The 14181-nt window shown below is 57.1% G+C and carries 14 protein-coding genes; 5 read left to right on the top strand and 9 right to left on the bottom strand.

Annotated features, from left to right (window positions below):
- Positions 1-4 precede the first annotated feature (4 nt).
- Entirely contained in the window at positions 5-1462 is a 1458-nt protein-coding gene (locus ACR0AI_RS05665) for a cobyric acid synthase (RefSeq protein ID WP_480672256.1), read from the bottom strand.
- A gap of 60 nt (positions 1463-1522) precedes the next feature.
- On the opposite strand from ACR0AI_RS05665, the gene ACR0AI_RS05660 reads away from it, so the two are divergent.
- Positions 1523-2092, top strand: a complete 570-nt coding sequence (locus tag ACR0AI_RS05660) for a cobalamin biosynthesis protein CobQ (RefSeq protein WP_480672254.1) — start codon at positions 1523-1525, stop codon at positions 2090-2092.
- Between the two features lie 67 nt (positions 2093-2159).
- On the opposite strand, the gene ACR0AI_RS05655 is transcribed toward ACR0AI_RS05660, so the two are convergent.
- Complete coding sequence (locus ACR0AI_RS05655) at positions 2160-2480, bottom strand: DUF6280 family protein (RefSeq protein WP_108785849.1); 321 nt, start codon at positions 2478-2480, stop codon at positions 2160-2162.
- Between the two features lie 218 nt (positions 2481-2698).
- Between ACR0AI_RS05655 and efp the strand changes: the two genes are divergently transcribed.
- Entirely contained in the window at positions 2699-3262 is a 564-nt protein-coding gene (efp, locus tag ACR0AI_RS05650) for an elongation factor P (RefSeq protein ID WP_170374158.1), read from the top strand.
- Between the two features lie 58 nt (positions 3263-3320).
- Here efp and ACR0AI_RS05645 read toward each other — a convergent pair whose 3' ends face one another.
- The 3 genes from ACR0AI_RS05645 to ACR0AI_RS05635 form a co-directional block, all read right to left on the bottom strand.
- Complete coding sequence (locus ACR0AI_RS05645) at positions 3321-4256, bottom strand: ABC transporter transmembrane domain-containing protein (RefSeq protein ID WP_480672252.1); 936 nt, start codon at positions 4254-4256, stop codon at positions 3321-3323.
- A 108-nt stretch (positions 4257-4364) separates the two neighbouring features.
- Entirely contained in the window at positions 4365-5102 is a 738-nt protein-coding gene (ygfZ, locus tag ACR0AI_RS05640) for a CAF17-like 4Fe-4S cluster assembly/insertion protein YgfZ (RefSeq protein ID WP_480672250.1), read from the bottom strand.
- 89 nt (positions 5103-5191) lie between these two features.
- Positions 5192-6019, bottom strand: a complete 828-nt coding sequence (locus tag ACR0AI_RS05635; protein WP_480672248.1) for a hypothetical protein — start codon at positions 6017-6019, stop codon at positions 5192-5194.
- Positions 6020-6122: 103 nt separating this feature from the next.
- Here ACR0AI_RS05635 and ACR0AI_RS05630 point away from each other — a divergent pair, with 103 nt between their 5' ends.
- On the top strand, positions 6123-6893 hold the full coding sequence (locus tag ACR0AI_RS05630; RefSeq protein ID WP_480672246.1) for an alpha/beta hydrolase: 771 nt from the start codon (positions 6123-6125) through the stop codon (positions 6891-6893).
- Positions 6894-7012: 119 nt separating this feature from the next.
- Here ACR0AI_RS05630 and ACR0AI_RS05625 read toward each other — a convergent pair whose 3' ends face one another.
- From ACR0AI_RS05625 to ACR0AI_RS05615, 3 genes are all read right to left on the bottom strand, one after another.
- Complete coding sequence (locus tag ACR0AI_RS05625; RefSeq protein ID WP_480672244.1) at positions 7013-7978, bottom strand: UDP-glucuronic acid decarboxylase family protein; 966 nt, start codon at positions 7976-7978, stop codon at positions 7013-7015.
- A 15-nt stretch (positions 7979-7993) separates the two neighbouring features.
- Entirely contained in the window at positions 7994-8905 is a 912-nt protein-coding gene (locus ACR0AI_RS05620; protein WP_480672242.1) for a glycosyltransferase family 2 protein, read from the bottom strand.
- A 300-nt stretch (positions 8906-9205) separates the two neighbouring features.
- On the bottom strand, positions 9206-9487 hold the full coding sequence (locus ACR0AI_RS05615; protein WP_480672240.1) for a DUF1496 domain-containing protein: 282 nt from the start codon (positions 9485-9487) through the stop codon (positions 9206-9208).
- A gap of 356 nt (positions 9488-9843) precedes the next feature.
- Here ACR0AI_RS05615 and ACR0AI_RS05610 point away from each other — a divergent pair, with 356 nt between their 5' ends.
- Both ACR0AI_RS05610 and ACR0AI_RS05605 read left to right on the top strand, forming a co-directional pair.
- On the top strand, positions 9844-10473 hold the full coding sequence (locus tag ACR0AI_RS05610) for a class I SAM-dependent methyltransferase (protein WP_480672238.1): 630 nt from the start codon (positions 9844-9846) through the stop codon (positions 10471-10473).
- Positions 10473-11159, top strand: coding sequence for a hypothetical protein (locus tag ACR0AI_RS05605; RefSeq protein ID WP_480672236.1), 687 nt, complete (start codon positions 10473-10475; stop codon positions 11157-11159). The genes ACR0AI_RS05610 and ACR0AI_RS05605 overlap by 1 nt, the downstream gene beginning before the upstream one ends.
- Before the next feature lie 1043 nt (positions 11160-12202).
- On the opposite strand, the gene parE is transcribed toward ACR0AI_RS05605, so the two are convergent.
- Positions 12203-14161 carry a DNA topoisomerase IV subunit B gene (parE, locus tag ACR0AI_RS05600; protein ID WP_480672234.1) on the bottom strand — a complete coding sequence of 653 codons (1959 nt, stop codon included), beginning with the start codon at positions 14159-14161 and terminating at the stop codon, positions 12203-12205.
- Positions 14162-14181 lie beyond the last annotated feature (20 nt).

Below are 14181 nucleotides of genomic sequence, written 5' to 3'. Positions count from 1 at the left end.
AAGCTCAGGCCCGTTGCGGCGTCTGAGCAAGCTCCAGCAGTAGATCCAGATCCATATGCTGTTCAAGATGGTCTGCCAGATCATCCAGCGCCTGTTCGACTCCGTCTTCATAGGCGTTCTCGGATGTGACACCCAAACGCGATAGGTATTGCGCGCGGAAGGCATCGGATGAGAAAATCCCATGCAGATAGCTGCCCAGAATGCGCCCATTGGCACTGGCTGCTCCTTCAGGGCGTCCTTGCACCTCAAGCCAGGCACGTGCGCAATCGGGCCCTTCGGTGCGGCCCATGTGAATCTCGTAGCCGCTGACGGGTTCGCGATTGGGTAGGGCGCAGGCCTCGGTCAGAGTCACGTGTTTCTTGCCCGCCATGACCGTGTCAACGTCCAGCAGCCCGAGGCCCTCAACCGTGCCGGTGCGGCCATCCACGCCTTCGGGGTCTGAGATCGTTTTCCCCAGCATCTGATACCCACCGCAAAGGCCCAGCACGTGACCACCACGGCGTACATGCGCGTATAGGTCGATATCCCAGCCCTGCTTCCGGAAATAGGTCAGATCACCGATGGTCGATTTGCTGCCGGGCAACAGCACCAGATCGGCATCACCGGGCAGAGGATGGCCTGCGGGAATGATCTCGACACTGACGCCGGGCTCAGCCGACAGAGGGTCCAGATCGTCGAAATTAGCCATGCGCTCCAGTTGGGGCACCACAACCTTGCAGGCCCCACCGGTATGAGAGCGGATGTCCATCATATCCTCGGCGGGTAGTTTCCAAGCGTCGTGGAACCAGGGCACAACACCCAGACAAGGCCAGCCGGTCCGCGCGGCGATATCATCGCGCCCTTCATCAAACAGAGATACATCGCCTTTGAAGCGGTTGACGGCAAAGCCACGGATCATCGCCAGATCGCCCTCGTCCAGCACGGCCTGAGTGCCAACGATCTGCGCAATAACGCCGCCCCGATGGATGTCGCCCACCAGCACCACTGGAACTCCGGAGGCACAGGCGAAACCCATATTGGCGATATCACCTTTGCGCAGGTTGGTCTCAGCCGGGCTGCCCGCGCCCTCGATCAAGACCAGATCAGCGTCGCCGCACAGCCGGTCAAAGCTTTCAAGCGCGGCCCCCAGCAGTTTGGATTTGTCCTTGCGATAGTCGCCCGCCTTCATGGTGCCGGCACGCTGACCTTGCACGATGATCTGCGCTCCGGTGTCGGTTTCGGGCTTGAGCAGGATCGGGTTCATATCCGTATGAGTCGGGCGTTTGGCTGCGCGCGCTTGCAGGGCCTGTGCGCGTCCGATTTCGCCTCCGTTTTCTGTCACAGCCGCGTTGTTCGACATGTTCTGGGGTTTGAACGGAGCGACCTTCAGACCGCGCCGCGTGAACGCCCGCGCCAACCCGGCAACCAGAACCGATTTGCCGACATTGCTGCCGGTGCCTTGAATCATGATGGCGCGAACCATGGGCGTCTCCTATACGTTGGGGGCAAATGACCTGATTTGACACCAAAGGGAAAGCCCCAGATGAATACGCCTGCGCATCTTTTGATCGGTGCAGCCGCCTTTGCGCGGCCTGCACGCGGGCGCATACTCTGGGCGGCTGTGCTGGGATCGCTGCTGCCGGACCTGTCGCTCTACCTGATGGCGGGGGTATCGCTGCATATTCTGAACATCCCGCCCCATGTGGTGTTCGACGAGTTGTATTTTTCACCGCAATGGCAGACGGTTTTCGCCATCGACAACTCGTTCATCCTGTGGGGGCTGGCGCTGGCGCTGGGGCTCTGGCGGGGATGGCGCGTCCTGACGGTGGCCGCGTCGGCGGGTTTATTGCATTTGCTGATGGATTTCGGGCTGCATGCGGGGGACGGGCGCCCTCAGTTCTGGCCGCTGAGCGATTGGGTCTTTCACAGCCCGGTCAGTTATTGGGACACGTCGCACCACTCGATTTGGGTCATGCCGGTGTCAATCGTGCTCTGCGTCGGTTCTTATGTCGTGCTTTGGAGCAGGGGGCTGTCGGTATCCGCAAAGCTCTTCTTCGCGCTGCTGCTGGCGGCCGAGATCTGGGTCGCGCGGCAGTGGGTTCTGTTTTTCTAGGCAGAGCCAAAGAAAAACGCGCCCCAAAGTCTGGAGGCGCGCTTTTTCGTAGTGAAATCGCCTGGGATCAGGCGGCTTCGGCTTGTTGGGCGGCGTTGCGACGCTCGCTTTCTTCGCGCGACAGGGCGACGGAAGTCCGCACACCGCGGCCAACGAAGTCCATCAGTCCGCTGACAACCCGCTCGTTCGGGTCGATACCCGCGCAGGACAGCACCTCGCGACCATCGCGCGAGCGGGCCCAGCGGGCGATTTGTTCGGGGCCATTGCCGTATTTTTTGTCATCGGCGATGGCATCATCCAGTGCGGCCAGCACAACAGCCGCGAAAAGTTTACGCGCACGATTGCCTTGCTCATTGTTAAAGGCAGTGCCGTCAACGAAATCTCTCATCTCGTCTTCCTTGTTGTTCTTGCTCTTGCATTTTCGGCGTGACGGTCCTTATGACCTATTAGCTCCGATTCGGATACAGCTAAAATGCATAGTTGCGTTGCGTCATTTGCATGGCTTGCTGCATGTGCAGCACTAGGTGTCGTTGTCTTGTCAGGGATGGTCCTGCCAGATATAGGGACGACAACTGACGCATCAACCGTTTGTGAAGGAATTATGTCATGCCCAAGATCAATGGGAACGAAATTCGCCCCGGCAACGTGCTTGAGCATAATGACGGGCTGTGGGCGGCTGTAAAAGTAGACCATGTAAAGCCCGGTAAAGGCGGCGCTTTTGCACAGGTCGAACTGCGCAACCTGCGCAACGGGTCTAAATTGAACGAGCGGTTCCGGTCGGCGGACAAGGTCGAGCGTGTGCGGCTGGAACAGAAGGATCAGCAGTTCCTGTACGAATCCGACGGCATGCTGGTGTTCATGGATGCCGAGACCTATGAACAGATCGAACTGCCTGCCGACCTGCTGGGCGAGCGTCGCCCGTTTCTGCAGGATGGCATGACCATCGTGGTCGAGTTCTACGAATCCGAGGCGCTGAACGCCTCGCTGCCACAAAAGGTCACCTGCCAGATCGTTGAGACCGAACCGGTGGTCAAAGGTCAGACGGCTGCGAACTCGTTCAAACCGGCGGTTCTGGACAATGGCGTGAAGGTCATGGTGCCTCCGTTCATCGGTCAGGACGAGATGATCGTGGTGAACACCGAAACCATGGAATATTCCGAGCGCGCCTAATAGCCGCCTATGTGTATATTGGAAGAGACCGCGTCAGCCTGCAGCTGCGCGGTCTTTTTTATGCGCGGTGGCGATAGCGTGTCGGGTCGGAGCCAAACAGCTCTAGCATCAGTTCATATTTGATCCGGTTGGCGCTGACTTGCCGGTAGAAGGCGATCAGGAAGGCCGTGGGTCCCTGAATGCGGCCGAGGCCACTGGTGGCGGCCACAACCGTCCCCACATCGGTTTTGCCTTCAAGCACCAGCCAGCCGCCTAGCATCAAAATGCCGACCGTTCCCGCGCCGTTGATCACGCTCAGCAGGAACTTGGCCGAAAGCTTCCACAGAAACATTCGTTTGCGGGTTTCATAGATGTCGTCGAACAGGGCGTTGATATCCTGCTCGACCGCTTCAAGATCCTCGGTTGTTAGTTGATCTGTCGCACTGCGCAGGATGCGGACGCGCTCGGCCACGAAGACATTCACTTTGCGCTGCGAGACCAGAACGATGATGATCTGCGGAACGATCATAGAAAAGGCGATCAGACCCAGCCCGGGTTGCGTGGATGAGATGTAACCAATCACACTGATCAACGTACCGATCTGGACCACCGGGTCCGAGAATGCGCCGCCTGCGAATTTGCCCAACTCCTCCGCCTCGGCCGAGATTGCGGTGGTCATGGTGCCTTTGCGCACGCTCTCGCCGGTTTCGTTGATGTCTGAGGATCGCCAAAGCAGGCGTTGGCGGATCAGGCGGATCATGTCCTCACCCAACGTACCGGCGCGGAAGCCCAGAACCCATTTCAACGCGAGGCTCAGCAGGATCACCCCCATCATGCCGAGGCCCAGAAAGACAATGCGTTCCGCCCCAACATCGAGCGAGGTCAGGTGGTTGATGATGTCGCGTTGAAACTCCAGCGGAACAGCGGCCAGAGCGGCCACGGCCACCGAGAGTAGGATCAGTAGGATCTGACGCCCGGCGCTTGCGCGCCAGATTGCGGAATAAAGTCTGAGCATGCGGGTATCCGGTTCTTTCGAATAGCCGCACTGTGGCAGGCCAGAGACCGGGGTTCAAAGGGTCAGCGTTGAGACCGCTTTGGTCACGTGCCGATTGGGCAACAAAAATCAGTCGATCAGACGGATCGTAGCCGCGTCGGCCTGCATGTCACCGGTTGCCCGATCAAAGCGCAGATAGGCGATGGCGTGGCCGCCCGATTGCGTGAACAAGGTGCCCACCGGCTTGCCATTAGCCTCAATCGCGCTGCCCACAGGTGCTGCCCCGTCGATGGCGACGCGACACAGACCTTTGCGCAATTCGGTCTTGTGTTTCATGCGCGCAGTCACTTCCTGACCGACATAGCAGCCCTTTTTAAAGTCGACGCCTTGCAGCGGTTCGAACCGGGATTCGAGGATATAGCTGTCCGGGTGCAATTCGATTCCGGTTTCAGGGATGCAATGGCGCACGCGGATTGCGTCCCAATCGGTCCCATCATCGCTTTCCGTCGACGCGATATAGGCCCGCCAGCCCAAGTCAGGATGACGCGGGTCAGGCAATGCGCCCTCTGGCGCGGGCCCTGTACCACGATGCAGATTCAGGTCCGAGGCCTCGATCGCCACATCCGCCCGCAGTTTGTACATGCTCAACCGTTTGATCAGGCCATCCGCCAACGACTCGGCCACGTCCAGCAACACGGCGTTGCCGTCGCGTTTTAGGAAGAAATCGGCCAGATATTTGCCCTGCGGCGTCAATAAAGCCGCATAGACCAGCCCTGCATCCAGCCCGCTGATGTCATTGGTGATCAGGTCCTGCAAAAAGCTCTCGGTATCCGAGCCGGTCAGGCGCAATATGCGACGGGTTGGCATGGCGTGGTCCTTATCATCTGCGTCGGCCCCGAGATATAGGGAGTTTTGCGGTCAAGACCAGTGGGTTTCGGCGCTTTGCAACGCCCGAACTAGCTGTCTGTCTGCGGTTTTCTTGGGCTGTCAGGCGCTGTTTCGGCCACCTCCTGCGGCGCGTCGGGATGCAGCGTTGTGCGCAGCTCGACAATGGATTTCCCCAACCGGAAGGGCGCGGCAAAGCTGACGAGGCACAGCGCCACGATCTGTAGAACAAGAATGTGGGCGTTGGCCTGCAGATACTCCCATTCATCTTTCAGCTTGCTGACCTGCTCGATCAATTCGTCGTAGCTTTGGGCGAGGATCAAATAGTCCCCAGCAATCGCGGGGACTTTGCGGCGCATATTGTCGATGGCGGTTTGGGTTTCTTCATCCAGCGAGGTGAAGACCAGAAACTGTTCAATATCGAAGGCATCGGCTTTGGCGGCCATTTCCTCCATCTCGTCCTTGTCTTGCCGGCCGAACAGGAAGTGCAAACCCTGCAGGGGGGCGACCTCGTTTGTGACCGCGATGAAAAGAGGCAGATCGGTATTGCTGGCGGTTGAGGCCGACAGAAACTCAACCTTTTCGCACAAGACGCCGGTGTCGGGGTCATAGGCCGGGTCGCAAAACCGCAACCGGAACCGCGCCGCATCGCGGTCAAAGGCCGAGGACGCCGCGTATGCCACGTCTATCTGCCGATCCAGCCGCGAGCTGTCGGATGTATAAAGCCCCGCCAGAACGGCTACCAGAGCGCCGATCCCGCCGAGGACCACCCAAACCAAATCGGCCAGCTTCCACGCCCTGTGCCCGGCTGGTTTGCGAAAAAGAAAGCCCGTTCCAACCGATCCGATCAGGAAGAATAGGATCAGCAGAGGCAATTGGTTTTCGGTCACAAAAGTCATGAGACAAGTTTAAGTGGTCCGCCCCCCCACGCAACAGCGATCACGCGCTGTTGTTTCGTCTTTCAGGATGATCATACTGGGCGGAAAGAGGTGGGAGGTTTTGATGTCGAAGCATATTGTCTTGATCCACGGCGCGTTTGCTGGCCCTTGGTGTATGGAGGGCTACGCCGATTTCTACCGTGACCGAGGTTGGACGGTCCACACCCCGGCGCTGCGGTATCACGATGCGGACCCAAAGGCCGAGCCGGACCCGGGTCTGACCGATACCAGCGTCATGGACTATGCGGATGATATCGCTGCGTTGGTTGAAGGGCTCGACAGCAAACCCGTGCTGCTGGGCCACGCTATAGCCGGTGTCGTGGCGCAACAGGTCGCCGCGCGTGGCCTGGCCAGCGCAATCGTTCTGATCAACCCCAACGCCGCCTGGGGCACTCTGCCCGCGACCGACGATGAACGCGCCGTGCCGCGTGCGTTGATGGAGGGTGGGGCCTTCTGGAAGCAGCCCATGCGGGTCGAATTCGACCTCATGGCCCCGTTCGCGCTGAACAAGCTGCCCGAGGCGCAACAGCACGCGGTCTTCGATCGGCTTGGCCCGGAAAGCGGGCGGGTGATGTTCGAAATGTTCTTCTGGATGTTCGACGACAACCACGCGATGAAGGTGGATATCGACAAGGTCGATTGCCCAGTGCTGATCGTGTCCGGGACCGAGGACCGGGCCGTGAACCCCAACACCTGCCGTGCCTTAGCGGACCTCTACGGAGACCGTGCGACTTTCATACCCGCCGAAAACCACGCGCATTTCCTGTTCATGGAGCCGGGGTGGGAGGGACCAGCCGCGCAGATCGCGGACTGGCTGGACCAGAAGCTGGGGTAGGCGCTGGAGGCTCGGATCGATCAAACCTTGTCGGACGCTAGCTATGCGGGTCGGTCTGACTTCAGCGCCCGTCTAGGTCTCTTGAATGCGCGGACCTGAGGGTGGTGTACCCGTAGGCCTCACTGTGTTTCGGACTGCAATTCACGGAAGTACCGGATCGTCGCCCCCAATCCTTCTTTTAGCTGCACTTTGGGTTCCCAATCCAGCAGCTTACGCGCCTGCGAGATATCGGGTTGTCGTTGCTTGGGATCGTCCTGCGGCAGGTCCTTGAAGATTATCTGTGTGTCCGACCCCACCTGCGCACAGACTTCGTTGGCCAGCTCATTCATCGAGAACTCGTTGGGGTTTCCAAGATTCACAGGGCCGGTGACGTCTTTGTCCGTGTCCATCAGGCGCAAGAAGCCCTCGATCAGATCGTCGACATAGCAAAACGACCGCGTTTGTGTGCCGTCTCCAAACACCGTGATTGGCGCACCGGTCAACGCTTGCATGACAAAGTTCGACACGACGCGTCCGTCGGCGGGATGCATTCTGGGCCCATAGGTATTGAAAATCCGAGCCACTTTGATCTCAAGACCCATCTGGCGATGGTAGTCGAAAAACAATGTCTCGGCGCAGCGTTTGCCTTCGTCATAGCAAGACCGCGGGCCGATCGGGTTGACGTTGCCCCAATAGTCTTCGGTTTGGGGATGGACCGAGGGGTCTCCGTACACTTCGGACGTAGAGGCCTGAAAGACTTTGCATTTCAGCCGTTTCGCCAGCCCCAGCATGTTGATCGCGCCGTGTACGCTAGTCTTTGTCGTCTGTACCGGATCGTGCTGGTAGTGAACGGGTGAGGCAGGGCAGGCCAGATTGTAGATTTCGTCCACTTCAACAAAGAGAGGAAATGTCACATCGTGGCGCAAAAACTCGAAACGAGGATTGTTGTGCAAGTGATCAATGTTGCGTTTTGTTCCCGTAAACAGGTTGTCGACGCATAAGACTTCATGCCCTTGATCCAAAAGCCGGTCGCACAGATGCGATCCCAGAAAACCCGCGCCACCAGTTACCAGAACACGTTTTCTACTGTCATATAGGCGAGCCAAATCGGGTCCCTCTCTCTATTTCCACGCAAGCGCGTCGCCGCGCAGCCATTTCTTGAATCGTTTTGTGAAACGAATTGGTTTGATCTTCAGGATATTGCGGGCCGCATGGTCATCCATCTCAGCACTGCGTATCACATCGGCAGGATGCACTAAAGGCCGAGGCAAGGGTTGAGCACACAAAGACGCCTCTTTGGCGTCAGGGTTGGTCGTATGAGTCGCCGACCCGTCAAAGCCGATATTCTGCACCATGTTATTTCCGGGGATGACCGTAAGACCCGAGTTCATCCATTGGGCAAACTGCCACTGGTAATCCCAGGTATCGATCTTGCCGTCTTTCACATTGGAATAAACCGCCATCCAATGCTGCAAACCCCCGGGGGTTGGGCACATGTGTGAAATCGCTTCGATGGAGGCTGGCGTGCCCAGATCCGATAGGCCAAAATCGTAGCGGGCCCATGCACGTCGCCAAGTTGCCCAGCCCCAAGCGCCCCAGAAGGCCGAGAAAAAGTAGCTGTCCCCCGAAGGCATGTCATCGTTCAATCTATTATAAGCAGAAATGGAGGTCACGCGCGGATCGTCTCGGTAGCGCTCCAGCATTTCGGCGGCAAACTCGAAGAAATCAGGATCGACCAGAATGTCATCTTCCAGAATTATCCCTTCGGGCTCATGTTCAAAAAACCATGTGATGGCGCCTGAAACGGCGCGCCCGCACCCAAGATTTTGTTCTCGAAACAGGGTCTGCACCTCACAGGGCCAATTAACCTCATTCAGAATAGAGCGTGTCTTGTCGCAGATTGCGGCTTCACTGTTGGACCGAGGTCCGTCAGCTGCAATGTAAAGTCGTGCTGGTCGTGCCTGCCGGATCGTCTCAAACACGGCCCTAGTTTTGTCGGGACGGTTGAAGATCAGAAAGAGGATCGGAGGCATTGATGGGTCTTTCCGTTCGTTGGGATGCGTAGTGGTTCTATTCCATACAATCATAGAGGGTTCAAACCGGTCTTTCCTAGGCTCTTTGGGGCGGCAGAAATATGAATTGAAGACCCCGTACCTGTCTCAAGAAATTGATCTCAAATGAGGCATTAAAAAAGGTTTACGTGGGCGCGTATTCAGATGGTGTGAAAAAGACAAGTTCTCGGCCTCGCCCCCAAAAAAAAGGGGTGGTTTGTGACAGGAATTCGGCAACGGATTATGTCGCCAAAAGCGGGAGGCAACGCTGCGAAACACTACCTAATTATTGGTCGAAAACGTACTCTGCGGTTTCCACTTCAGTGTGCCGTCACTGTCTCGATGGCAACGCAATAGGCGTTCCTGCACTGTGGATATCGTGTTGGTGACGGTGTTGTCGCCGACCAACAGGACAAAAGCGTCCTCGGAATAGGCCAGGCCTTCGTAGTAGCAGAATCGGGTCTCGGCCCCGTCCGGCATAGGTGATGCAAGGCTAAGCGTTTGCTGCGCGCTAGTCGTTGAGGCCAGCAGGGTTAGCGCCAGCCCGAGGGTGAATGTTTTCATCTCGTCCTCCCTTGTTGGAAATCGGTTGGTCAAATGGGTCGTGGACGCTCGGAACCTCAGATGTCGTTCTTGGATAACGTACTGCATGTAAGTGTGAACGAGATCAACGGGTTAGGCAAGGGGATTGCACTCGCCGGCAGAAATATAGCTTTTCAAGTGCGGTAGCGGCTTAGCGGCGCAATTGAGATTGGACGCGCTCGCCGTTCTTTCCGATCGTTTGGATTCTCTTCGAAATTCACCTGCGGCGAACGCGGCACAAGCTCAATAGTTCTTGATCAGCCCTTCAATCTGCATCAAATCATAAAAACACAATCTACGAGCAGCTTTACCGCGCTGTCGCAACAAGGGAAGTCAGCATGAAAACAGGCGCAAAAGGTGACACCTATTACGGCAAAACCGCCCGAAACTACGAAAAACGCCGTACAAAGCAGGAATGGTGGGGCGTTGAGCAGCGTGAAATGGCCAGTTTGCTTGATCTGCTCCCGGACGGATTGCGCGTGCTGGATGTGCCCTTTGGCACGGGTCGCTTTGTACCCTACTACCTAAAAAAGAGCTTCACCGTTCAGGGTCTCGATGCCTCGCATGAGATGCTGGCGACAGCCAAGGATATTCTGGGTGACGATTTCGCCAAATGCACAACCACAACCGGCACTGCCATGTCGCTGGAGTTCGGTGACGGCGCCTTTGATCTCGTTGTCAGCACCCGGTTCATTCGGGACATCATTGTAGCAAGTGACGCGAAAAAAGCGCTGGCAGAGTTTGCGCGGGTGACCCGGAAATATGCAATCATCCAACTGGGCGAAAACACGCGCGATCAAAGTGATCCGGTGGACCCGAATGTGGTGTTTGGCAGCCGGTTGTCCGCTGCGGATAACGCCGAAATGCTGGCCTCTGTTGGCCTGAGGGTCGTCGAGAAACGTCTGGTGAAAAGCGACGAGAAGGAAAACTCTAACATCTATCACGTGCTGTGTGAAAAAGCCGCCTGATGATCGTTGAGATGGTAGGTCTTCCTGGCTCTGGGAAGACAACTCTGGCAAAGGCGGTGCGCGCGGCGGGCAAGCGTGAGGGGGTGGATATCCTGCTGCCCTACGGCTCGGAGCTAGAGACGATGCTGAACCCCCGAGCGCCGCGCTATGTAAAGCGCCACGGTCATCGAAGGCTTTTGTACAGCAGCATCCTGTTCGCGAATGACAACCCCGAACTGATCGCCTTTTGCAGGCAGATGCGGCCCGAGGGGGCCGAGGCCGATGAGTTCTTGTTCTCCCTCAACGGCGCGCTCTACCAGAACGCTAGGAACATGGGCGAGGGCATGTGCCTGTTTGACGAAAGCTTCCTTCAGCGTGGCGTGAACCTGCTGATGGATCAATCCCGGCTCGAGGCCTACCTGCCGCTTGTCCCTCTGCCGGATTTGCTCGTTCATCTGCATGTCGAGGCGCAGGTCGCCTTTGACCGCTGCATCGAACGCCGCGGGAGCGGTGACAGTATCCGCGAGAAGGTGACCTCTAAATTCGGAGATGCAGACCAATTCGAGCACCGTGCGGCGTTGAACCAGTTCAGCGTGGATGCGGTCGAAGAGAGAGGGGCCGAGGTCCTGCAATTGGACGGCACGGAGGCCGTTGAGCAGCTTGCTCAAACCGTGGTTGAGGCGTGTCTGGCGAAATCAAACAGTTGATCCGATTGGGTATGATGTCAGCAGACACCAGTATTTGGACGCATTTATCATTGCAACACGTTACCCGACCAAGGCTTGATACATAGCATAAAGAACGCGCCCGACTTGCCCCTAAAGGTGGGCACGACAAGTGTAGCTCTGTTGAATGGGTGTCTCCGCCTACCTGGAGTGATCCAAACGATAGGCGCGAGTACTGTGCCTGCGTCGGCGATTGATTGGATTTTAGTTAGTTTAGTCTAGTTGGGGTGCTGACACTTACTCCAGAAACTCTGAAGTTTTGGTCAAAGCTCAAAATCAACCGTTATTCGAATATCAATTCATAGCGAGTCAGCGAAGAGAGCTAGGATGGACTAACTTCTCTATACTGCTCGATCGTCCAGCGGGCGGTTACTTGGTAAACCGGCTGAGTGTTAATGCGCGGTTGGAAATTCTGGGACCACTGTCTATTCAGGCCACTAAATCGAAACTTTTGATACTGCAGCCATGTCATGGTGCGGTCAGCGCTCCCTAGACTACTTGCAACACGAAAAACTCAAATCTCTGCACCTGATCCCGTTCCCACCCGCTCCCAATCTAATTCAAGTAAGTTTGGCTCTTTTTTTCGCGCTCACTTTTTTCCAAACAACTCACAACGTCTGGATAGCGCCACAGAACTAGTCGGTATCTCATCCATTGCGGATGCAGGTTATCTACAATTTTTCCCAAAAAAGGGAGGGATCGGTTTCTTGATTGGCTAAGTGATCATATTCAATAGTGCAGCTATTTTCGGTACGGCAACTTTCCCAAAAACCGAGGGGGTTTTCGTCTGCAAGAACAATAAAACAGCTACAAACCCACAAGAGTGACAATGCAACTACCAAGACCTGAGTGCGCTTAATTTTCATTGACCTTACCGAAACGTAGCAAAGAGTATTTGGAAGCTCTGCTACCAATCTAAAAGTCCCAAAAAATTGGAGCTAGTCAGAAATACCCTGCCAGCGGTAAGTGCTATCTATCTTGTTAAAAACGCGGGTAATTGTTCAACGAACAATCACGCCCGTTGGTCAAACATCCAACTCCTCAACAAACCGCGCATTCTCCTGAATATACTGGAACCGCAGTTCGGGTTTCTTGCCCATCAGACGCTCGACCAGATCGCCGGTCTCGCCGGGTTCGTCCTCGTCGATGGTGACGCGGATCAGTTTGCGGGATGCCGGGTCCATCGTGGTCTCTTTCAGGTCCTTGGCATCCATTTCACCCAGCCCCTTGAAGCGTGAGACGTCGATCTTGCCTTTGCCGCCCAGACCTTTCTCCAGCCATTCGTCACGCTCGGCCTCGTCCAGACAGTAGACGCGTTTCGCGCCTTGGGTCAGGCGGTAGAGGGGTGGGCAGGCGAGGTACAGGTGACCCGCATCGATCATGGGGCGCATTTGGGTGAAGAAGAACGTCATCAGCAGCGAGGCGATATGCGCCCCGTCCACATCCGCGTCGGTCATGATGATGATCTTGTCATAGCGCAGGTCGTCGACATTGAACTTGGTGCCAAGCCCCACACCCAGCGCTTGGGTCAGGTCGTTGATCTCGGCATTGGTGCCTAGTTTCGAGCTGGCCGCGCCCAGCACGTTTAAGATCTTGCCGCGCAAGGGCAGCAGGGCCTGCGTTTTACGGTCACGGCCCATTTTGGCGGAACCGCCCGCCGAGTCGCCCTCGACGATGAATAACTCGGTGCCGTCGCGCGTTGAACTTGAGCAGTCCACCAGCTTGCCGGGGAGACGAAGTTTCTTAGTGGCGGATTTGCGTTGTGTTTCCTTCTCGGCCCGTCGGCGCAGGCGTTCCTCAGCCCTCAGGATGAGGAAGTCCAGAATCGCCCCGGCGGATTTCGTGTCGGCAGCCAGCCAGTTGTCGAAATGGTCCCGGACAGAGTTTTCGACCAGCCGCTGCGCCTCGACCGTGGCCAGACGATCTTTGGTCTGGCCGACGAATTCGGGCTCGCGGATGAAGCACGACACTAAGGCACAGCCGCCGGTGATCAGGTCATCGCGGGTGATCTGACCGGCTTTCTTGTTGTTGATCAGTTCCCCATAGGCCTTGATCCCCTTGAGAACCGCAGCCCAGAAACCGGCGACATGGGTGCCGCCTTCGGGCGTGGGAACGGTGTTACAATAGGATTGGATGAACCCGTCGCGCGAAGGTGTCCAATTGATCGCCCATTCGACTTTGCCCGGCGTTCCGAATTTTTCGTTGAAATCCACAGTGCCGGCAAAGGGCTGCTCGGCATAGGTGGACGAGCCGTTCATCGTCTCCTTCAAATAGTCCGACAGGCCGCCAGGGAAGTGGAAGGTGGCCTCGGTCGGGGTTTCGCCGTCGTCGATGGCCGATTTCCAGCGGATTTCCACGCCCGAGAACAGGTAGGCCTTGGAGCGGATGGATTTGAACAGCCGCGCCGGTTTGAACTTGTGATGGCCGAAGATCTCGGCGTCTGCGTGGAAGGTCACGGTCGTGCCGCGCCGGTTCGGCGCCGCACCGACCTTTTCGACCGGACCCAGAGGAATGCCGCGCGAGAAGCGTTGTTCAAACAGCGTTTTGTCCCGCGCTACCTGGACGACCATCGAATCAGACAGCGCGTTCACGACCGACGCGCCAACACCGTGCAGACCGCCCGAGGTCTGATAGGCTTTGCCCGAGAATTTACCACCGGCGTGCAGGGTGCATAGGATGACCTCAAGCGCGGATTTGTCGGGGAATTTAGGGTGCGGGTCGATAGGAATACCGCGCCCGTTGTCGCGCACCGTCAGGGCGTAGTCCGCGTGCAGCTCAACCTCGATCCGGTTGGCGTGACCAGCGACCGCCTCGTCCATTGAGTTGTCGAGAATCTCGGCGACCATATGGTGCAGAGCGCGCTCATCCGTGCCGCCGATATACATACCGGGGCGTTTTCGAACCGGCTCCAGCCCTTCAAGCACCTCGATCGAGGAGGCGTCGTAGGTGGCGGTCGCGCTGGGCGTCAACAGATCGTCGGGCATCGGTGCTGCTCTTGTTTTTG

Source organism: Ruegeria sp. BG3 (assembly GCF_056538485.1).
This window is presented reverse-complemented; position numbering and strand designations above follow the sequence as displayed.

What these genes read in the sequence shown, in the direction of transcription:
- ACR0AI_RS05665 (WP_480672256.1), bottom strand. Translation starts at nt 1,462, where the DNA reads ATGGTTCGCGCCATCATGATTCAAGGCACCGGCAGCAATGTCGGCAAA.
- ACR0AI_RS05660 (WP_480672254.1), top strand. Translation starts at nt 1,523, where the DNA reads ATGAATACGCCTGCGCATCTTTTGATCGGTGCAGCCGCCTTTGCGCGG.
- ACR0AI_RS05655 (WP_108785849.1), bottom strand. Translation starts at nt 2,480, where the DNA reads ATGAGAGATTTCGTTGACGGCACTGCCTTTAACAATGAGCAAGGCAAT.
- efp (WP_170374158.1), top strand. Translation starts at nt 2,699, where the DNA reads ATGCCCAAGATCAATGGGAACGAAATTCGCCCCGGCAACGTGCTTGAG.
- ACR0AI_RS05645 (WP_480672252.1), bottom strand. Translation starts at nt 4,256, where the DNA reads ATGCTCAGACTTTATTCCGCAATCTGGCGCGCAAGCGCCGGGCGTCAG.
- ygfZ (WP_480672250.1), bottom strand. Translation starts at nt 5,102, where the DNA reads ATGCCAACCCGTCGCATATTGCGCCTGACCGGCTCGGATACCGAGAGC.
- ACR0AI_RS05635 (WP_480672248.1), bottom strand. Translation starts at nt 6,019, where the DNA reads ATGACTTTTGTGACCGAAAACCAATTGCCTCTGCTGATCCTATTCTTC.
- ACR0AI_RS05630 (WP_480672246.1), top strand. Translation starts at nt 6,123, where the DNA reads ATGTCGAAGCATATTGTCTTGATCCACGGCGCGTTTGCTGGCCCTTGG.
- ACR0AI_RS05620 (WP_480672242.1), bottom strand. Translation starts at nt 8,905, where the DNA reads ATGCCTCCGATCCTCTTTCTGATCTTCAACCGTCCCGACAAAACTAGG.
- ACR0AI_RS05615 (WP_480672240.1), bottom strand. Translation starts at nt 9,487, where the DNA reads ATGAAAACATTCACCCTCGGGCTGGCGCTAACCCTGCTGGCCTCAACG.
- ACR0AI_RS05610 (WP_480672238.1), top strand. Translation starts at nt 9,844, where the DNA reads ATGAAAACAGGCGCAAAAGGTGACACCTATTACGGCAAAACCGCCCGA.
- ACR0AI_RS05605 (WP_480672236.1), top strand. Translation starts at nt 10,473, where the DNA reads ATGATCGTTGAGATGGTAGGTCTTCCTGGCTCTGGGAAGACAACTCTG.
- parE (WP_480672234.1), bottom strand. Translation starts at nt 14,161, where the DNA reads ATGCCCGACGATCTGTTGACGCCCAGCGCGACCGCCACCTACGACGCC.